The sequence below is a fragment of the Micromonospora sp. AKA38 genome, from assembly GCF_027925725.1.
GTDB lineage: Bacteria > Actinomycetota > Actinomycetes > Mycobacteriales > Micromonosporaceae > Micromonospora.
Window position 1 is genome coordinate 874,160 of the sequence record NZ_BNEI01000003.1, and the last position, 20,058, is coordinate 894,217.

Genomic DNA, 20,058 nt, shown 5'->3' on the forward strand with positions numbered 1-20,058 from the left:
GTGTGTAAGGCGGGGCCCCCTGTCAACGCCTCCGGTATAGGCGGGCGCCCCGGTTGATGCGCCGGCGGTCGGTCAGCGGCGGGACAATTCGGTCTCGCCGGCCAGCCGGGCCGCGCGGTCCGCCTCGGTCAGCGCGTCGAGCACCCCGTCCAGTTCGCCGGCCAACGCCAGATCGAGGTTGTACGCGGTGTAGCCGATCCGGTGGTCGGTGATCCGGTTCTGCGGGAAGTTGTAGGTGCGGATCCGCTCCGACCGGTCCACGGTGCGGACCTGCGCCTTGCGGGCGTCCGAGGCGGCGGCGTCGGCCTGCTCCTGGGCCGCGGCGAGCAGCCGGGCGCGCAGGATCCGCATCGCCTGCTCGCGGTTCTGGAGCTGCGACTTCTCGTTCTGGCAGGACACCACGATGCCGGTCGGGACGTGGGTGATCCGGACCGCCGAGTCGGTGGTGTTGACCGACTGGCCGCCGGGCCCGGACGAGCGGAACACGTCGATCCGCAGCTCGTTCGCGTCGATGGTGACGTCCACGTCCTCCGCCTCGGGCAGCACCAGTACGCCGGCCGCGCTGGTGTGGATCCGGCCCTGCGACTCGGTCACCGGGACGCGCTGCACCCGGTGCACGCCCCCCTCCCACTTGAGCCGGGACCAGACGCCGTTGCCGCCCTCGGGCACGCCCTTGGTCTTGATCGCCAGCGAGACGTCCTTCACACCGCCGAGGTCGGAGTCCTGGGCGTCGATCACCTCGGTGGTCCAGCCCCGGCGCTCGGCGTACCTGGTGTACATCCGCAGCAGGTCACCGGCGAACAACGCCGACTCCTCACCGCCCTCGCCGGCCTTGATCTCGACGATCACGTCCTTCGCGTCGTGCGGGTCACGCGGGATGAGCAGCTCGGCGAGCCGTTCCTCGAGCGCCGGCAGGGTGGCCGCGATGGTGTCCGCCTCGGCGGCGAACGCCGGGTCCTCGGCGGCCAGTTCGCGCGCGGCGACCAGGTCGGCACGGGCCTGCTCCAGCTCGCCGGCCGCCTTGTGCAGCGGCACCAGCTCGGCGTAGCGCCGGCCGACCCGCCGGGCGGTGCCCTGGTCGGCGTGGATGGCCGGGTCGGCCAGCCGCTTCTCCAGTTCGGCGTACTCGTCGAGGAGGGCGGCCAGGCGCTCACTGCTCATGCTGCGGATGCTCCTTCGGACGACAGGACGACTCGACGACGGGACGACACGACACCGGCGGAAAACGGACGAACGCCCGTGTCCGGCACGGAGCCGGACACGGGCGTCGTCGACGGAGCTACTTGGCCTTCTTGGCCTGAACCTTGGCGTACTTCTGCTGGAACTTCGCGACCCGACCGGCGGTGTCCAGCACGCGCTGCTTACCGGTGTAGAACGGGTGGCAGGCGCTGCAGGTCTCGACGCTGATGGCGCCGCCCTTGGCGGTGCTGCGGGTCGTGAACGTGTTGCCGCAGGAGCAGCGGACCTCGGTGGTCGCGTACTCCGGGTGGATGTTGGGCTTCATGTCGCCTCGGTCCTTTCGTGGGTGGTCGCCGGGTCGCCGTCGGTGTGCCCCGTCGTGGTGACGGGCTCGGGCGTGAACCGGAACCGGTGGCCGATTGACCAGTGTGCCATGGGCGTCGGCCGGCCGGCACAGCAGGTCCGCCCGCCACAACGCCCGACCACCTCCCCGCATTCCCGCCCACCGCCGGGGCATGCGCGCGCCCCGCCGGCCGGGCTCCTCCCCCAGGACGAGGAGCCCGGCCGGGGGACCTACGCGGCGGGGCGCGCCTGCGCCGCCGCGGTGGTGGTCACCGTGGCCTCGGCGCGGACGCCGTTGACGGTGACCGTGAGCAGGATCCGTGCGCCGGCACGCAGCGCGGTGAGCTGACCGGTCGACGGGTCGAACCGGGCCACGTGCCACGGGCGTACCCCGGTCGCGCCGCCGACGTGCAGGTTGGGCGAGCCCGCCCAGTCGGCGCTCACCGGCGGCCCCACCGGCACCTGCCGGCCGCCGGGCTGGGTGAGCGTGGCGACGACGGCCGCGGGGGCGCCGAGGCGCACCTGCGCCGGCGCGTCCAGCGCGAGCCGGTCGACGTGGGCGTGCGTCTCCGCGGCCACCCACTCCGGCCCCTCGGCGAGCGGGTCGCGGCGGGCCCGCTCCGCCTCCCGTGCGGTGACCGGGTCCACCCCGAACTCGGTCCAGCCGGTGAAACCGCCCAGCCCGGCCGGGGTGGACGGGTCCTTGCCCGCGTTCCCGTTGATCACGTACGGGACGCCGTCCACCCGGTCGGCGTGGAACGTGCCGACGTGCCCGTTGACCATCAACGCGCCCTTGCCGGTGCGGTGCTGGAAGTCGGCCAGCCACTGCTCGACGAGCGCGGCCTCCTTCCGGTCCCCGAGCTGGCTGGCCTTGACCGGGCTCGGGTCGCGCGGCGGGTGGTGGAACAGCACCGCCACCGAGCCGACGGCGCGGTCGGCAGCCGCCTCGTCAAGCGTCCGGCGCAGCAGCTCCACCTGGTCGAAGCCGCCCCCGCGCAGCGAGCCGCTGGCCGTGCTCAGGGTGAGGAACCGGGTGCCCCGGTGGTCGAAGACACGCTTGGTGTCCCCGAACACGCTGCGGAAGTTGTCGATCGGGGCGCCCATGATCTCGTGGTTGCCCGGCACGTAGTGGTAGGGCACCTCGCCGCCCAGTTCCTCGTCCAGGATCCGCTTGGCCAGCGCGAAGTCCGCCGGGTACGCGGTGTCCACGAAGTCGCCGTCGATGATCAGGAAGTCCGGCCGGGCGGCGCGGACCTCGCGCAGCGTACGGCGGGCCTGGGCGACCAGCTCGCTGTCCGGGTCGGCGGCGACGAACTGGGCGTCGGAGAGCACCGCGAAGCGCCAGGGCGCGCCGTCGACGGTGCCGTCGCGCAGCACCACCCGGTCGGTGCGGTTCGGCTCCGCGGGCGCCTGCACGTCCGGCGGCACCCGGGCCACCAGGTCGTCGATGACCACCTCGCTGCGGTACTGCTTCGCCGGGTCGGTCTCGGCCACGTAGAACCGGCGCACCCGCACCGGGTACTGCACGCCGGGCGGCACCGCGAACTCGACGTACTTCCAGCCGGTCCAGTCCAGGTACGGGCCGCGCAGCACGAACTGGGTGTCCTGCGCGTCGTGCAGGTGCAGGCTCGGCCACTCGCCGGTGCCGTTCGCCTTGATCCACATGCCGAACGCCTGCGGCTGGCCGGGCACGTCGATCCAGGCCGGCGGGTCGGCGTACGCGGCCCGGGTGCCGGTGGACTGGCTGAAGTCGTACGACATCTTCAGGCCGGCGCCGGTGTGCCCGTCCGCCGGGGCGACCGCGCCGGCGGCCCGGGCCTGGCTGAACCGCCAGGACGCGGCGTCGTCGAAGCCGGCCACCGGCACGTCGGTCAGCCCGACCGTCACCGGCAGCACCGTGCGGTGCCCACCGACGAGGGCGGTGACAAGCGCCGAGCCGGACCCGCCGAGCGCCGTCACGGACAGGTTGCCGTCGGCGGTGGGGGTGACGGAGAGCAGGTCGTGGTCGTACTCCAGCTTCAGGTCGGCCGGCTCGATCGGCGCGGTGTTGCCCTCGGCGTCGTAGCCGACCACGCCGAACAGGCCGGTGTCGCCGGCCCCGTCGAGGCCGACCCGGTCGACGGTGGCGTCGATCCGCGCCAGTGGGCCGAGCACGGTCAGGTCGAGCGTGCCCCGGGCCCGTCCGCGCGCGGCGGTGACGGTGCTCCGGCCGGGGCTGCCGGCCCGGAAGATCCCGTCGCCGTCCACCCGGCCGTGGGTGGCGCGCCAGCGCGGCTCGCCGGCCGCCGGCCCGTACGTCTCGTCGTGGCCGGCGGCGGTGAGCCGGCGGGTGAGGCCCGGGAAGACCCGGTCCGGCCGGCCGCCTCGGACCGGGGCGACGCCCGGCGCGGCGGTCGGGTCGCTCGCGGTCTCCAGCCAGTACCCGGTGAGCCGGCCGCTGCCCTTCGGCGCGTAGACGGCCAGCCCGTTCGGCACCGGCCGCTCGCTGCCGTCGGAGGGGCTGTTCTCCACCTGGACCGCCGCCGCGCCGGGCTCCCGGGCCAGCAGCGTGGAGGAGCCGCCGCCGTCGAGGTTGAGCGCGTTCGCGGCACCCAGCTCGACCATCATCCGGCCCATCTCGGTCTGGGTGACACCGCGGCTGTCCACCTGCCGGCCGTCCACCGTCAGCATGATCATCCGACGTCCGTCGGCGGAGAAGCCGACCGACGTACGCGGGGCCAGCGACTGGTCGGCGATGCTCTGCACCACGCCGTCCCGGACCAGCACGCTCCCGCCGCCCACCGCGGCGCGCAGGTCGCCGCCGTCGGAGGCGCGCGGACGCCAGGACAGGTCCACCGCGTCGCCGGGACGCAACGCGGCGAGCGCGTCCGCCCCGGCCTCCCGGCCGAGCAGCACCGTGCTGCCGGCCGGGATCGGCCCCTCCCCCGCCGTGGTGGCGACCGTGGCCACCCGCCCGCCGGTCACCGTCACCTCGACCACCCGCGCCGCGCCGTCCACCGCGCGCTGCCGGGGGTACGCGCCCCAGAGCGGCGTGAACACGCCCACGCCGTCGCGCTGCACCATGTTGTTGAACTGGGTCAGCGGCACCGGGCCGGCGGGCAGCGCGGCGGTGCCCTCGAAGCCGACCTCGACCACCCGGCCGATGCCGCCGGCGCTGATCCCGACCGCGTTGGGGTGCCCGGCGATCGGCGACTGCACCAGCTCACCGGAGCGGATGCCGACGCCCTGGGCGGCACCGGAGTTGTTGATGTCGAAGAAGTCGCCGTTGACGGCCGCCACGGCACGGGACCGGTCCACCGCCGCGCGCAGCGGCTCGTCCCGGGTGACCGCGCCGGAGTTGACGTAGTCCACGGTCAGCCCGCCGGACAGGTCGGCGGTGAGCGCGTCGGCCCGCAGCCAGCCGGCGGCGTCGTACCTGTCGAAGGAGGTCAGGTCGAGACCGGGCGCGACCGGCCGGGTCGTCTTCGCGGTCTCCAGGCCACCGGCGGGTTCCACCGCGGCCAGCGTGACCGCCGACTCGGGTCGGGAGGAGGCCGCCGGCGCGTCCTCGGCCGCCGTGCCCGTGGGGGTCGCCGTGCCCGGGGTCGCCGTGGTCCACGGCGTGGCCTTGGTCGAAGGGGTGGCCGCCGCGGCCGGCGGCATCGGCGCGGCGAGGGTGAGCAGCGGCGTCAGCAGCAGGACGCCGGCGGAACGGATGGATCGACTGCGCAGTCGCATGGACGACAGTCAACCCGACTCTGAACAGAAGTTTCAATACCTCGCGGCTGAACCGTAGAAAAACTTCAGCAGGCCGGTGGGTCGCCCGCCCGACCCGGTACGCGAACGAGGGGCACGGCCGGTGGCCGTGCCCCTCGTCGTCGGTCCGTCAGGTCACTCGCCCGGAGTGGACTTCGCGATCTGCATCAGGAACTCGATGTTGGTGCGGGACTGCTTGAGCCGGTCCAGCAGCAGGTCGAGCGCGGCCTGCGAGTCCAGCGAGTGCAGCACCTTGCGGAGCTTGTGGATGATCGCCAACTCCTCCGGCGCGAGCAGGACCTCCTCCTTGCGCGTACCGGTGGGGTTGATGTCGATCGCCGGGAAGACGCGCTTGTCGGCGATCTTCCGGTCCAGCTTCAGCTCGGCGTTGCCGGTGCCCTTGAACTCCTCGAAGATGACCGTGTCCGCCATGGAACCGGTCTCCACCAGCGCCGTGGCGATGATGGTCAGCGAGCCGCCGTTCTCGATGTTGCGGGCCGCGCCGAGGAAGCGCTTCGGCGGGTAGAGCGCGGTGGAGTCGATACCACCCGACATGATCCGGCCGCTGGCCGGCGCCGCCAGGTTGTACGACCGACCCAGCCGGGTCACCGAGTCGAGCAGCACGACCACGTCGTGCCCCAGCTCGACCAGGCGCTTCGCCCGCTCGATCGCCAGCTCGGCCACCGTGGTGTGGTCCTGCGGCGGACGGTCGAACGTGGCCGCGATGACCTCGCCCTTGATCGACCGCTGCATGTCGGTGACCTCTTCGGGCCGCTCGTCCACCAGCACCACCATCAGGTGGCACTCCGGGTTGTTGCGGGTGATCGCGTTCGCGATCGCCTGCAGCACCATCGTCTTGCCCGCCTTGGGCGGCGACTGGATGAGCGCCCGCTGCCCCTTGCCGATGGGCATGACCAGGTCGATGACCCGGGTGGTCAGGATGTGCGGCTCGGTCTCCAGCCGCAGCCGCTCCTGCGGGTAGAGCGGGGTGAGCTTGTAGAACTCCGGCCGGCGCTTCGCCTCGTCCGGCTCCATGCCGTTGATGGTGTCCAGCCGGACCAGCGGGTTGTACTTGTCGCGCCGCTGCTCGCCGTCCCGGGCCGCCCGCACCGCGCCGGTGATGGCGTCACCGCGGCGCAGGCCGTACTTCTTGATCTGGGACATCGAGACGTACACGTCGTTCGGGCCGGCCAGGTAGCCGGTGGTCCGGACGAAGGCGTAGTTGTCGAGCACGTCGATGATGCCGGCCACCGGGACGAGCACGTCGTCCTCGCCGACCTGCGGCTCGCGGACGGCACCGCCGTCGCCGTTCTCGCCCCGCTCGCCGCGGCCACGCCGACGGTCCCGGAACCGGCTGCGCCGGCCCCGCCGGCCGCCGCCCTCGTCGTCGTCGTCGTTGTCGCGGTTGTCCCGCTCGGCGCGCTGCCCCCGGTCGTTGCGGTCGCCCCGGTCGTTGCGATCGCTCCGATCGTTGCGGTCGCCCCGATCGTTGCGGTCGCCCCGATCGTTGCGGTCGCCCCGGTCGTTGCGGTCACCCCGCTCGGCACGCTCACCCCGGTCGGCACGCTCGTTGCGGTCGCCCCGGTCGTTGCGGTCGCCCCGCTCGGCACGCTCGCCCCGATCGTTGCGGTCACCCCGCTCGGCCCGGTCGGTGCGCTCACCCCGGTCGCGGCCCCGGCCTTCGGCACGCTCGTCGCGCTCGGCACGCTCGCCGCCGCCATCGGCCCGCTCGCCGCCGCGCTCGGCACGCTCGCCGCCGCGCTCGGCACGCTCGCCGCCGCGCTCGGCACGCTCGCCGCCGCGCTCGGCACGCTCAGCGCCGCGCTCGGCCCGCTCGGTCCGCTCGCCGATCTCGGCGGGCGCCTCCGCGGCGGGTGCCTCGGCCGGACGCGCCTCGGTGGCCGCGGTGGCGGCCCGGGTACGGCGGCCACGGGTGCGGCCCTCGGTCGCCTCGGCGGCCGGCGCCTGCTCGGCGGGACGACGCCCGGCCTCGGCCCGCTCCTCACGGACCTCGGCGTGCACCTCCTCGCGTGCGGGAGCCGCCGCGGCCGCAACCTCGGCCCGCGGTCGAGGGGTACCGGCGGCGGCGCCGCCCTGCCGCTCGGTGATCGCACTGATCAGCTCGCCCTTGCGCATGCGAGCCGTACCAGAGATGCCGAGCGACGCGGCCAGGCTCTGGAGCTCCGGCAGCAGCATCGCCGACAGGCCGGTACCGCTACGCCGACGGCGCGTGGGGGCGGCGGTGGCATCGCCAGCGACGTTGGAAACATCCGACGTCACGTCGGTGGTGTCGCTCAATGGATTCCTTCCCTCGATAGGCCGGGGCTGCCCGGGGTCGTGGAACCAGGTGGCCGGGCGGCCTCGGTGCACCCGCCTCGCATGGACGCGTCGCGGGAGTCTGTAACACAGCAGCAGGGCGGTCTCCCGACTCACCAACCTCGGTGAGCAGGTCTCGCCGTCTGCGGCGACCTGCGGAAACTGCGGTGCGGCGTGGGCCTTGGGCAGGGGTGACGGGCTGACCGCCGAGAGCTTCGGGGGTGCGCCGAACCGCAGGAAGATCGCATGCTTCGCGGCTGTGCTCGGTCTAGAGGGTAATCAACTCTTCCGACCTGCGGCAACAGGGTCCCGCTCGGCGTGTCAAAGTGTACCCCGGAAAACCCGGGCTCCGCTGACATCTGTCGGCAACTCCCACCGGCGCCATTCTGTTCCCGGCTCGAAGCCCGCCGGCACGTCGGAGAGCGCCAGCACGGTCGGGCCCGCCCCACTGATCACGGCAGCCACACCCGCCGCACGCAGCGCGGCGACCAGCCGGGCGCTGGCCGGCATCCCCGGGGCCCGCTGCTCCTGGTGCAGGCGGTCGACGGTGGCCGGCAGCAGCAGAGCCGGGTCGGTGGTCAGCGCGTGCACCAGCAGCGCGGCCCGGCCCGCGTTGGCCGCGGCGTCGGCGTGCGGCACGGTGGCCGGCAGGGCGGCCCGGGCCGCCGCGGTCAGGCCCCGCTCGGCCGGCACGAAGACGGTGGGCCGGACGGCGGACGCCACCGGCAGCGAGACCGCCCGGGCGCCGGACGACTCCGTCCAGGCGATCGTGAAGCCGCCGAGCAGGCACGGGGCCACGTTGTCCGGATGCCCCTCCAGCTCCGCCGCCAGGCGCAGCGTGGCCGCGTCGTCCAGCCGCTGCCCGCCGTCGACCACCAGCGCGCGGGCCGCCAGCACCCCGGCCACGATGGCCGCCGAGGACGAACCGAGACCACGGGCCTGCGGGATCCGGTTGACGCACTCCAGCGCCAGGCCGGCGGGCTGCGCGCCCAGCACGTCGAACGCGGCCCGCATGGCGGTCACCACCAGGTGCCGGTCGTCCGCCGGCAGCTCACCGGCGCCCTCGCCGGTGACCACCACCCGGACGCCGCCGCCGGTCACCTCGGCCGTCACGTCGTCGTGCCGGCCGAGGGCCAGCCCGAGCGCGTCGAACCCGGGGCCGAGATTGGCGCTGGTCGCGGGCACCCGGACCCGGACCGGACCGGAGGCGAAAGTCGTCGGCACCGGCTCATGCTAGGGCCTGGCACCGACACCGCGGCGGACCGCCCGCAGCGTGGGACCGCCGGACGGACCGCCCGTCCCGCCGCACCCGCTCGCCGCCATGGAACGACAGGATCACGCGGGCCAGCAGCACCTCGGTCAACCGGCCGGCGGCTGCGCCGGGTCGGTGAGCGACAGCCGCCGGGTGGCGAACCGCCAGCCGATCGCGTAGACCACGGTGACCAGGCCGCAGCCGGCCAGCACGGTGCGCTCGTCCACCCGGTCCACCACCAGCGCCACCACCAGCTGGCTGAGCGCGATGGCCAGCGTGGCGAGCATCATGTCGGTGGCGAAGACCCGGCCGCGCAGCCGGTCCGGCACCTCGCCCTGGAGCGCGTAGTTGGACAGCACCCAGTTGCTTCCGCCCCCGAGGTGGGCCAGGAAGACCAGCACCAGCACCAGCGGGAACCAGGACACCGCCGAGGCCCCCAGGTAGGCCAGGCCGTACGTCGACATGGACAGCGCCAGGCCGGTGAGCAGCCAGGCCCGGTTGCTGAGCACCCGGCGCATCAGGATCGGGCCGACCAGCGCGCCGGCCCCCCGGGCGGCGAACAGCAGACCGGCGCCGACCGCCCCGACCCCGTACACGCCGGCCAGCAGCGGGAAGACGGTCAGCACGCCGTTGCCCAGGCCGACCGCCGACTTCACCGTCACCAGCGCGAGCACGCGCGGCCGGCGGGCGATGTAGCCGAGCGCCTCGCGGATCGCCGCCGAGGGGCGCGGCACGCCCGCCGCCGGGTCCCGGGGCGCCTGGAGAGGCCGCCGGATGAGCGCGGCCAGCGCCGCCGCCCCGGCCAGGCCCGCCGCGGCCACCCAGAAGCAGGCGTACGGGCCGGCGGCGGCGCTCAGGATGCCGCCGAGCGAGGCGCCGACCACCGCCATCGTGCCCCAGGCCGAGCCGGCGACCGCGTTGGCCGCCGCGAGGTCCACCGGATCGACCACGTTGGGCAGCGCGGCCTGGGCGGCCGGCGAGTAGAACGCCTTCGCCACGGCCACGACCGCGATGGCCAGCAGCGCCAGCCAGGCGGTCCCGGCGCCCCGCACACCGAGCAGCAGCAGGATGCCGGCGAACGCGGCCACATTGGCCGCCATCATCACCTTGCGGCGGTCGAACCGGTCGGCGACGGTGCCCGCGTACGGGAGCAGCAGGGCGGTGGTGCCGGTGTCCACGGCCAGCACCAGCGCGCCCCAGATCCCGCTGCCGGTCAGCTCCGGCAGCAGTACGAGCAGCGGCACCATGACGAACCAGTCGGCGCCGAAGACCACCAGCTCGGCGAGGAACAGGTTGCGGAAGTCGCGGTTGCGGACGAGGACCGAGAGGGTGGGTGACACGCCGGCACCCTATCGGGCGGCTCCCGGGGCGGCGGTGCGACGCAGCAGGTCGGAAACGGTGACGAACGCGTAGCCCCGGGCCCGCAGCCCGGCGATCATGTCGGGCAGGCCGCGGAGCGCGACCAACCGCCGCTCGTCGCCGACGTCGTGGCCGAGCAGGATGGTGCCGGGCCGCACGTCGGCCACGATGCGCCGGGCGTGCCCGGCCGGGTCGTGCGGGAACTCGCTCTCCACCATCTGGAGTGTCCAGAGCACCAGCCGGTAGTCCAGTTGGGCCGCCGCGTACAGCACCGCCCCGCCCAGGTGCCCCCAGGGCGGGCGGAGCAGCCGGGGCGCCGTGCCGGTGGCCGCGGTGATCGCGTCGTGGCTGCGGCGCAGGTCGTCGTGGACCGCCGCGGCGTCCATCCGGGCCAGGTCGTGATGCGCCCAACTGTGGTTGCCCACCTCGTGGCCGCCCATCCGGCCGCGCACCAGCGCGGCGTGCCGGCGGGCCCGCTCCCCGACCAGGAAGAACGTGGCCGGCACCCGGTGCTCGGCCAGGGTGTCCAGCACCATCGGCGTCCACTGTGGCCGTGGCCCGTCGTCGAACGTCAGCGCCACCAGCGGCTCACCGGTGCGGACACCCCACACCACCTGCACGCCGCCCCCGCCGACGTCCTGGCGGCGGTTGCCGAGCGTCGCGCTGGCCGGGCCGCCCGCCAGCGGCAGCCGGCGGTCGGCCACCCACGTGCTCTCCAGGGTCGCGGCGGAACCCATCGCGGCACCGCCGAGCAGCAGCGCCGACCGGCGCAGCAGCGCTCGGCGACCCCACCGGCCCCTGCCGTCCGCCATCGCGCCCCCGCACCCAAAGTAGGCACCAGCTCACCGAGCGTACCGCTCCCGGTGGGTCTCGGCGTGCCCCCGCGTGCGGGAAGTGTGCGAGGGGGCCCCACCTGTGCAGGAGGCGTCAAGCGGGGCCCCCTCCTTTCACTCGGTGGGGGGAAGGGGGGAACGGCGGCTCTTCGGCAGCCGGAGCACCTCGAACTGGTCGGTGCCGTCGACCAGCGCCCCGGACGGGCGGGCCGGCGGCTCGGGCGGACCGTCCCCGCCGCCCACGGTCACCGGCGTCGGGGCCTCGGCCCGCTCGACCAGCTCGGCCGGGCCGGTCGGCTCCGGCACGCCCCGGCGGCGGTCCCGGCGGTCCCGGAACGAGCCCTTGGTGCGCTCGACCATGGTGTAGAGCGTCGGCACCAGGACCAGCGTCAGCAGCGTCGAGCTGAGCAGACCACCGATCACCACGATCGCCAGCGGCTTCGAGATGAACCCGCCCTCACCGGTCAGCCCGAACGCCATCGGCAGCAGCGCGAACACGGTGGCGACCGCGGTCATCAGAATCGGTCGCAGCCGGCGCCGGCCGCCCTCGACCACCGCCTCGGTGACGCCCATGCCCTGTGCCCGGTACTGGTTGATCAGGTCGAGCAGCACGATCGCGTTGGTCACCACGATGCCGACCAGCATGAGCACGCCGATCAGCGCCGGCACGCCCAGCGGCGTCCCGGTGGCCAGCAGCAGCGCGATCGCGCCGGTCGCCGCGAACGGCACCGAGATCAGCAGGATCAGCGCCTGGGTCAGGCTGCGGAACGTGGCCACCATGATCAGGAAGACGATCGCGATGGCGGCCAGCACCGCCAGGCCGAGGTCCGCGAACGCGTCCGCCTGGTCGGCGCTCACCCCGCCGATGACGTACGTGGCACCCGGCACGTCCAGCGCGTCCAGCTTCTTCTGAAGCTCAGCCGTGGTGGCGCCGAGGTTCGAGCCGGTGGCCGTGCCGGTCACCGAGACGCTGCGCTCGCCGTCGATCCGGGTCACCTGCTGCGGCCCGTCGACCTGGTTGACGTCGGCGATCGCGTCCAACGTCACCGGCCCCACCCGCAGCGCCCGCAGCTCCGCCACGCTCAGCGGCGGCTTCGCCCCGCTGCTCAGCACCACGTCCTGCGCCGTGCCGTCCAGCGTGACCTGGCCCAGCGGCACCCCCCGGTACGTCTGCGCGACGAGCTGCCCGACGGCCGCCTCGGTGAGACCCGCGCGGGCCGCGGCGACCCGGTCCACGGTCACCTCGACCCGGGGCACCCGGGTGGCCAGGCCGCTGGTGACGTCCTCGACGCCGGAGGTGCCGGCCATCGCGGCCCGGACCTCCTCCGCCGCTCGGGTCAGCGTCTCCTGGTCGGCGGCCTGCACCACCACCTCGACCTGGTTGGCCGAGGCGTCCTGCCCGCCGCCGAAGGTCAGCTCGCCGACCTCCGGGCCGAGCGCGTCGAACTCCTTGCGCAGCGTCTCCCGCACCGCCTTGGCGTCGGTGTCGCCGGCCAGCGCCAGCGACCAGGAGGCGCTGTCACTGCCGCCGCCCCCGGCCCACGGGTTGTCCCCGCCGCCGGCGCTGACCTGGTAGGTCTCCACGCCCGGCGTACGCTTCAGCACCTCCTCGACGCGGGCGGCAGCCCGGTCGGTGCCGGTGAGCCCGGTGCCGGCCGGCATCTCCTGCCGGATGGCCAGGGTGTCCTGGCCGGAGTCGTCCAGGAAGTTGGTCTCCAGCTTCTGCGCCAGGCCGAACGTGCCCAGCAGCACCAGCAGGCCGAGCGCCACGGTGGCCCACCGGCTCTTCCGCGACCGGGTGGCGAAGCCGATCACCGGCAGGTACGCCCGCTGGAGCGGGCTGCGCAGCTCCTTCTCCTCGGCGGCGCGGCGGGCGGCCTCGTCGTCCGCGCCGCGGCGCGGCCGGAGGAACCAGTACGCCAGCACCGGGATCACGGTCAGCGACACCAGCAGCGAGGCGAGCAGGGCCACCGTCACGGTGATCGCGAACGGCGCGAAGAGCTGCCCGACGAAGCCACCGACCAGGGCGATCGGCGCGAAGACGGCGACCGTGGTCAGCGTGGAGGCGGTGACCGCGCCGGCCACCTCGCGGACCGCGGCCAGGATCGCGTCGCGTTTCTCCTCGCCGTACTCCAGGTGCCGTTTGATGTTCTCCAGCACCACGATGGAGTCGTCCACCACCCGGCCGACCGCGATGGTCAACGCGCCAAGCGTGAGCAGGTTCAGCGAGTAGTCGCCGGCCCAGAGCACGATCAGCGCGACCAGCACCGACAGCGGGATGGAGACCGCGGTGACCACGGTGGACCGCACCGAGAGCAGGAACACCAGGATCACCACCACGGCCATCAGCAGGCCGAGCAGGCCCTCGGTGGTGAGACTCTCGATGGACCGCTCGACGAACGGGGCCTGGTCGAAGACGACGGTCAGCTCCGCGCCGGAGGCGGTCCGCAACTCGGCCAGCCGGTCGCGGATGTCGTGCGAGATGCCGACCGCGTTGCCGTCCGGGCTGGCGGTCACCGCGATGCCCAGGCTCGGCTTGCCGTTGGTGCGGGTGAACGACGTCGCCGGGGCGAGCTGCTGCTCCACCCTCGCCACGTCACCGAGGCGCACCGGCGCGGCCGGCGCGGTGGTGAGCACGATGCCCCGCAGGTCGTCCACCGTGCGGATCGGCGTGCCGACCTGCACCGGCAGCGACCGGTCGCCGTCGGCCAGCGCGCCGGCGGGCACCGCCACGCCGTTCGACTTGAGCGCCGACGCGATGGCGGTCGGGGCCACCCGGGCGGCGGCCAGCTTCGCCGGGTCGGGCGTGATCGTCACCACCTGGTCGCGGGCGCCGGTGACGTCCACCGAACGGACGCCGTCCAGCCCTTCCAGCTCCGGCACCACGGTGGCGCGCAGCTTCTCGGCCAGCGCCCGCTCGTCGCCGTCGCCGGTCGCGGCGACCACCACCGCGGGCAGGTCGTCGGTGCTGCCGGCGATCACCTGCGGGTCGACGCCCTCCGGGAGCTGGGCCCGGTTGATCGCGGTCTCCATCTTGTTGACCACGTCGTCCAGGTCGGTGCCGAACTCGTACTGCACCTGGACGGTGGCCGCGCCCTCGCGCGAGGTGGAGGTGACCTTCTCCAGCCCCGGGATGCCCTGGAGGCTGTTCTCGATCGGCTCGGCGACCTGGGACTCGACGATCTCGGGGGCGGCGCCCGGGTACGGCGCCACGATGAACGCCGCCGGGAATTCCAGCGAGGGCAGCAGCTGCTGCTTCAGCGACGGCACGGCGAACGCGCCGAACGCCGCGGTCACCAACGCGATCAGGGCGATCAGGCCCCGGTTGGCAAGACTGAATCTGGCGAGCAACGACATGGGCGTTGGTCACTCCTGGGAAGGGGTCTGCGGGGTGCCCTGAGTCTGCCGCACCCGGTCCCGCTCCCCGCCTGCGGGGCGGGTGGGTTCAGGCCAGGTCGAGGGAGCGGGCGGCGGCGAGGGCGTCGTTGGCGATGGTCACCGGCGCCGGGGCGGTCGAGATGGCCCACTCCGGGTCCTTCAGGCCGTGGCCGGTGACCGTGCACACCACCCGCGACCCGGCCGGCACCTGGCCGGCGGCGGCCTGCTGGAGCAGGCCGGCCACGCTGGCCGCGCTGCCCAGCTCGACGAAGACGCCCACCTCGCGGGCCAACAGGCGGTACGCGGAGAGGATCTCCCGGTCGGTGACCGAGGAGATCAGCCCACCGGAGGCGTCCCGCGCGTCGACCGCCTTCGTCCAGCTCGCCGGGTTGCCGATCCGGATGGCGGTGGCGATGGTCGACGGCTCGGGCACCACCTGGCCGGTGACGATCGGGGCCGCGCCGGCCGCCTGGAAGCCGAACATCCGGGGGGCCTTCGTGGCGTTGCCGTCGTGCAGGTCCTCGGAGTAGCCCATCCAGTAGGCGGTGATGTTGCCGGCGTTGCCGACCGGCAGGCAGTGGATGTCCGGCGCGTCGCCGAGCGCCTCGACGATCTCGAAGGCGGCCGTTTTCTGGCCGTGCAGCCGGTACACGTTCACGGAGTTGACAAGCGCGACCGGGTAGTCCTGGGCGAGCTTGCCGGCCAGCGCCAGGCAGTCGTCGAAGTTGCCCTGCACCTGGAGCAGCTTCGCGCCGTGCACCAGCGCCTGGGCCAGCTTGCCCAGCGCGATCTTGCCCTGCGGCACCAGCACCGCGCAGGTGATCCCGGCGCGGGCCGCGTACGCGGCGGCCGACGCGCTGGTGTTGCCGGTGGAGGCGCAGATGATCGCCTTGTCGCCGCCCTCGACCGCCTTGGAGACGGCGAGCGTCATGCCCCGGTCCTTGAACGAGCCGGTCGGGTTCGCGCCCTCGACCTTGAGCCACACGTCCGCGCCGACCCGGGCGGAGAGCACCGGTGCCGGCAGCAGCGGCGTGTTCCCCTCGTGCAGCGTGACGACCGGAGTGGCGTCGGTGATCGGCAGCCGGTTCCGGTACGCCTCGATCAGCCCTCGCCACATGTCGCGCTCCTCGCCTCTCCCGCCCCGGTCCGGGGCCCGCCTCAAGCGTGGACCAGCCTGCCCGACCGGTCACCGGCACACTCCGACCTAACCATCAGGCGGGACGCCGGGGTTACGCGCCGCCCTCGACCCGCAGCACGCTGGTGACCGACCGGACGGTGTCCAGCCCGCGCAGCTCGCGCACGGTGGCCGCGAGCGCGGCGTCCGGTGCGACGTGGGTGACGATGACCAGCTCGGCGTCGCCGCCGGCGGGGCCCTGCCGGACGGTGGCGATGGAGACCTCGTGCCGGGCGAACACCCCGGCCACCGACGCCAGCACACCCGGCCGGTCGGCCACGTCGAGGCTGATGTGGTAGCGGGTGAGCGCCTCTCCCATCGGCCGCACCGGCAGGTCCGCGTACGCCGACTCGCTGGCCGCGTGCACGCCGGCGAGGCGGTTGCGGGCCACCGCCACCACGTCGCCGAGCACCGCGCTGGCGGTCGGCGCCCCGCCCGCGCCCCGGCCGTAGAACATGAGCTGCCCGGCGGCGTCCGCCTCGACGAAGACCGCGTTGAACGCGTCGCCGACGCCGGCGAGCGGATGGCTCAGCGGGATCATCGCCGGGTGCACCCGGACGTTGACGGTCTCGCGGCCGGCCGTGTCGGCGCCCCGGGCCGCGATGCAGAGCAGCTTGATCGTGCAGCCCATGGCCTTGGCGCTGGCCACGTCCGCGGCGGTCACCTCGGTGATGCCCTCGCGGTGCACGTCGGCGGCGGTGACCCGGGTGTGGAACGCCAGCGAGGCGAGGATGGCGGCCTTGGCGGCGGCGTCGAAGCCCTCCACGTCGGCCGTCGGGTCGGCCTCCGCGTACCCCAGCTCGGTGGCCTCCTCCAGCGCCTCGGCGAACCCGGCGCCGGTGGCGTCCATGGCGGAGAGGATGAAGTTGGTGGTGCCGTTCACGATGCCGGTGACCCGGGTGATCCGGTCGCCGTGCAGCGACTCGCGCAGCGGGCGCAGCAGCGGGATGGCCCCGGCGACGCTGGCCTCGTAGTAGAGGTCGGCGCCGCCCTCGGCCGCCGCGTCGTGCAGCGTGGCGCCGTCCTCGGCGAGCAGCGCCTTGTTGGCGGTGACCACGCTCTTGCCGGCGCGCAGCGCCTCGACCAGCCAGCCCCGGGCCGGCTCGATGCCGCCGACGACCTCGATCACCACGTCCACGTCGTCGCGCTTGATCAACCCGAGCGCGTCGGTGGTGAACAACGCCGGGTCGACCGGCAGGTCGCCGCGGTCACGGCCGAGCCGGCGGACGGCGATGCCGGCGATCTCCAGCGGGGCGCCGATCCGGGCGGCGAGGTCGGCCGACTGCGCGTGCAGCAGCCGTACGACGTCGCTGCCGACCGTGCCGCAGCCGAGAAGTGCCAAGCGAACCGGTGAGGTCATCCCACGTCCAATGCGAGCAGGTCGTCTTCGGTCTCCCGCCGAACGATCACCCGGGCGTGACCGTCACGCACGGCGACGACCGAGGGCCTCGGCACATGGTTGTAGTTGCTGGCCATGCTCCGGCAGTAGGCCCCCGTGCCGGGCACCGCGAGAAGATCTCCGGGCTGCACGTCGGCGGGCAGGAATTCATCCTTCACCACGATGTCCCCGGACTCACAGTGCTTTCCCACCACGCGGGCGAGCATCGGCACCGTGGAAGACGCGCGGTTCGCCAGTGTCGCCGAGTACGACGCGTCGTAGAGCGCGGTGCGGATGTTGTCGCTCATCCCCCCGTCCACGCTGACGTACGTCCGCAGGCCGTCCACGTCCTTCACCGTGCCCACCTCGTAGAGGGTGAACACGGCCGGGCCGACGATGGCGCGACCCGGCTCGACCGAGAGGTGCGGCACGGCGAGGTTCTCCGCCGCGCACTCGCCGTCGACGATCTTGCGGAGCCGCTTGGCCAGCTCGTGCGGGGACGCCGGGTCGTCCTGCGTGGTGTACGCGATGCCGAAGCCGCCGCCCAGGTCCAGCTCGGGCAGCTCCACGCCGCGGGCGTCGCGGATCTGTGCCTGGAGGGCGAGCACCCGGCGGGCGGAGACCTCGAAGCCGCTGGCGTCGAAGATCTGCGAGCCGATGTGCGAGTGCAGCCCACGCAGCTCCAGCACGTCCTCGTCGAGGATCCGGAACGCGGCCGTCGCGGCGGCGCCGCCGGCGAGGGAGAAGCCGAACTTCTGGTCCTCGTGCGCGGTGGCGATGAACTCGTGGGTGTGCGCCTCCACGCCGACGGTGACCCGGACCAGCACCTTCGGGCGGACCCCGCGCTCGCGGGCCAGCTCGGAGAGCCGGTCGATCTCGGTGAACGAGTCGACGATGATCCGGCCCACGCCGGCGTCCACCGCCCGGGTCAGCTCGGCCACCGACTTGTTGTTGCCGTGGAAGCCGATCCGTTCCGGCGGCATCCCGGCCGAGAGCGCGGTGGCCAGCTCACCGCCGGTGCAGACGTCGAGGAACAGGCCCTCCTCGGCGATCATGCGGACCACCGCGCGGCAGAGGAACGCCTTGCCGGCGTAGTAGACGTCCGCGTCTGGAAAGGCGGCCCGGAACTCGCGGCAGCGTCCGCGCAGATCGTCCTCGTCCAGCACGTACGCCGCGGTGCCGAACTCGGCGGCCAGGTCGCGGACGTCCAGGCCGGCGACGGTCAGCGCGCCGGCCGGGCCGCGCGCCACGTGGCGCGGCCAGAGCTGCGGCACCAGGGCGTTGACGTCGACCGGGGTGCGCAGCCAGGCGGGCCCCCGGTTGCCGATGTCGCCGTGCAGGGCACCGGCCTCATGGGCACGCACCGGGGATCACATCCTTTCCGGCGCGGAGACGCCGAGCAGGCGCAGGCCGTTGGCGATGACCACCCGGGTGGCGTCGTTGAGCCAGAGCCGGGCCCGGTGGGTGTCGGTGATCTCCTCGTCGCCCTGCGGCGCGATCCGGCAGTTGTCGTAGAACCGGTGGTACGCCTGCGCGACGCTCTCCTCCAGGTAGCGGGCGATCCGGTGCGGCTCGCGCAGCTCGGCGGCGGTGGCCACCACGGCGGGGAACTCGGCGAGCGCCTTGAGCAGCTCGTTCTCCTTCTCGTGGCCGAGCAGCTCGGGGCGGAACGCCGTGGCGTCGGACCGGGTCAGCCCGATCTCGGCGGCGTTGCGGGCCACCCCGGCCGTGCGGGCGGCCACGTACTGGACGTAGTAGACCGGGTTGTCGTTCTTGGCCCGGGTCCACAGCTCCACGTCGATGTCGATCGGCGAGTCGGCCGAGTAGCGGGCCAGCGCGTACCGGGAGGCGTCCACGCCGATCGCGTCGACCAGGTCCTCCAGGGTGACCACGGTGCCGGCCCGCTTGCTCATCCGCACCGGGGCGCCGTCGCGGACCAGGTTGACGAGCTGGCCGATGAGGATCTCCAGGTTGCGCGCCGGGTCGTCGCCGAAGCAGGCGGCCATCGCCTTCATCCGGCCGATGTAGCCGTGGTGGTCGGCGCCCAGCATGATCACGACCCGCTCGAAGCCGCGCTCCCGCTTGTCCAGGTAGTAGGCGCAGTCGGCGGCGAAGTAGGTCCACTCACCGTTGGACTTGCGCAGCACCCGGTCCTTGTCGTCACCGAAGTCGGTGGTGCGCAGCCAGGTCGCGCCCTCGGACTCGAAGACGTGCCCCTGCTCGCGCAGCCGGGTCAGCGCCGCCTCCAGCTCGCCCCGGTCGTGCAGGTCCTTCTCGTTGAAGTAGGTGTCGAACTCCACCCCGAAGTCGCGCAGCGAGGACTTGATCTCGGCGAACATGAGCTGGACGCCCTCGACCCGGAACACCTCCTGGGCGGCGTCGTCGGTCAGCTCCCGCACCTCGGGCCGGCGCCGGACCACCTCGGCGGCGATCTCCGCGATGTACGCCCCGCCGTAGCCGTCCTCCGGCGCCGGCTCACCCTTGGCGGCGGCCAGCAGCGACCGGGCGAACCGGTCGATCTGCGAGCCGGCGTCGTTGAAGTAGTACTCCGTGCCCACGTCGGCGCCGGTGGCGCGCAGCAGGCGGCTGAGCGCGTCGCCGACCGCCGCCCAGCGGACCCCGCCGATGTGCACCGGGCCGGTCGGGTTCGCCGAGACGAACTCCAGGTTGATCCGCTGCCCGGCCAGGGTGTCGCTGCTTCCGTACGCCGGGCCGGCCTCGACGATGACCTTGGCGAGCTGGCCGGCAGCGGCCGCGTCGAGCCGGATGTTCAGGAAGCCGGGGCCGGCGATCTCCACCGACTTGACCCCCGGCGCGTTGCCGAGCTGCTCGGCCAGCGCGGCGGCCAGCTCCCGCGGCGGCACGCCGACCTTCTTGCTGAGCTGCAACGCCAGCGTCGAGGCGTAGTCACCGTGATCGGGGTTACGGGGTCGCTCGACGGTGGTCTGCGCGGGCAACGCGGCAGGGTCCAGCCCCCGCTCGTCGAAGACGGCGTGGGCTGCGGCGAGGACGACCTCGGCGAGTTCTGCGGGAGTCACCGAACCATGTTATCGGGGGTAGACTCGGGCACCGCGGCGGCGACCCAGCATGTGAACAGGCCCCCGCGCTCCCC

12 protein-coding genes are annotated in these 20,058 nt (G+C 73.9%); all 12 read right to left on the reverse strand.

Annotated features, from left to right (window positions below; all coding sequences use genetic code 11):
• Nucleotides 1–72: 72 nt before the first annotated feature.
• On the reverse strand, nucleotides 73–1,161 hold the full coding sequence (prfA, locus tag TPA0908_RS12555; protein WP_281937625.1) for a peptide chain release factor 1: 1,089 nt from the start codon (nucleotides 1,159–1,161) through the stop codon (nucleotides 73–75).
• A gap of 118 nt (nucleotides 1,162–1,279) precedes the next feature.
• Nucleotides 1,280–1,504: a 50S ribosomal protein L31 gene (gene rpmE, locus TPA0908_RS12560; protein ID WP_073828674.1), complete on the reverse strand. Its 225-nt coding sequence runs from the start codon at nucleotides 1,502–1,504 to the stop codon at nucleotides 1,280–1,282.
• Between the two features lie 248 nt (nucleotides 1,505–1,752).
• Nucleotides 1,753–5,238 carry a phosphodiester glycosidase family protein gene (locus tag TPA0908_RS12565; RefSeq protein WP_281937628.1) on the reverse strand — a complete coding sequence of 1,162 codons (3,486 nt, stop codon included), beginning with the start codon at nucleotides 5,236–5,238 and terminating at the stop codon, nucleotides 1,753–1,755.
• 153 nt (nucleotides 5,239–5,391) lie between these two features.
• Nucleotides 5,392–7,554 (reverse strand): transcription termination factor Rho, encoded by a 2,163-nt coding sequence (gene rho, locus TPA0908_RS12570; RefSeq protein ID WP_281937630.1) that lies wholly within the window; start codon nucleotides 7,552–7,554, stop codon nucleotides 5,392–5,394.
• A gap of 339 nt (nucleotides 7,555–7,893) precedes the next feature.
• Nucleotides 7,894–8,796: a homoserine kinase gene (thrB, locus tag TPA0908_RS12575; RefSeq protein WP_281937632.1), complete on the reverse strand. Its 903-nt coding sequence runs from the start codon at nucleotides 8,794–8,796 to the stop codon at nucleotides 7,894–7,896.
• A 135-nt stretch (nucleotides 8,797–8,931) separates the two neighbouring features.
• Nucleotides 8,932–10,164: an MFS transporter gene (locus TPA0908_RS12580; RefSeq protein ID WP_281937633.1), complete on the reverse strand. Its 1,233-nt coding sequence runs from the start codon at nucleotides 10,162–10,164 to the stop codon at nucleotides 8,932–8,934.
• 9 nt (nucleotides 10,165–10,173) lie between these two features.
• Nucleotides 10,174–10,995, reverse strand: a complete 822-nt coding sequence (locus tag TPA0908_RS12585) for a polysaccharide deacetylase family protein (RefSeq protein ID WP_281937635.1) — start codon at nucleotides 10,993–10,995, stop codon at nucleotides 10,174–10,176.
• A gap of 135 nt (nucleotides 10,996–11,130) precedes the next feature.
• Complete coding sequence (locus TPA0908_RS12590; protein ID WP_281937637.1) at nucleotides 11,131–14,373, reverse strand: efflux RND transporter permease subunit; 3,243 nt, start codon at nucleotides 14,371–14,373, stop codon at nucleotides 11,131–11,133.
• Nucleotides 14,374–14,461: 88 nt separating this feature from the next.
• Nucleotides 14,462–15,511, reverse strand: coding sequence for a threonine synthase (gene thrC / locus TPA0908_RS12595; protein ID WP_281937640.1), 1,050 nt, complete (start codon nucleotides 15,509–15,511; stop codon nucleotides 14,462–14,464).
• Between the two features lie 112 nt (nucleotides 15,512–15,623).
• Complete coding sequence (locus TPA0908_RS12600; protein WP_281937642.1) at nucleotides 15,624–16,928, reverse strand: homoserine dehydrogenase; 1,305 nt, start codon at nucleotides 16,926–16,928, stop codon at nucleotides 15,624–15,626.
• Nucleotides 16,925–18,310, reverse strand: coding sequence for a diaminopimelate decarboxylase (gene lysA, locus TPA0908_RS12605; RefSeq protein ID WP_281937644.1), 1,386 nt, complete (start codon nucleotides 18,308–18,310; stop codon nucleotides 16,925–16,927). Before lysA ends, TPA0908_RS12600 begins: the two co-directional genes overlap by 4 nt.
• 6 nt (nucleotides 18,311–18,316) lie before the next feature.
• On the reverse strand, nucleotides 18,317–19,984 hold the full coding sequence (argS, locus tag TPA0908_RS12610; RefSeq protein ID WP_281937646.1) for an arginine--tRNA ligase: 1,668 nt from the start codon (nucleotides 19,982–19,984) through the stop codon (nucleotides 18,317–18,319).
• Between the last annotated feature and the right edge of the window lie 74 nt (nucleotides 19,985–20,058).

Coding starts and splice junctions, on each gene's coding strand:
- TPA0908_RS12585 (WP_281937635.1), bottom strand. CDS start 10,995: ATGGCGGACGGCAGGGGCCGGTGGGGTCGCCGAGCGCTGCTGCGCCGG.
- prfA (WP_281937625.1), bottom strand. CDS start 1,161: ATGAGCAGTGAGCGCCTGGCCGCCCTCCTCGACGAGTACGCCGAACTG.
- TPA0908_RS12600 (WP_281937642.1), bottom strand. CDS start 16,928: ATGACCTCACCGGTTCGCTTGGCACTTCTCGGCTGCGGCACGGTCGGC.
- TPA0908_RS12590 (WP_281937637.1), bottom strand. CDS start 14,373: ATGTCGTTGCTCGCCAGATTCAGTCTTGCCAACCGGGGCCTGATCGCC.
- thrC (WP_281937640.1), bottom strand. CDS start 15,511: ATGTGGCGAGGGCTGATCGAGGCGTACCGGAACCGGCTGCCGATCACC.
- TPA0908_RS12565 (WP_281937628.1), bottom strand. CDS start 5,238: ATGCGACTGCGCAGTCGATCCATCCGTTCCGCCGGCGTCCTGCTGCTG.
- rpmE (WP_073828674.1), bottom strand. CDS start 1,504: ATGAAGCCCAACATCCACCCGGAGTACGCGACCACCGAGGTCCGCTGC.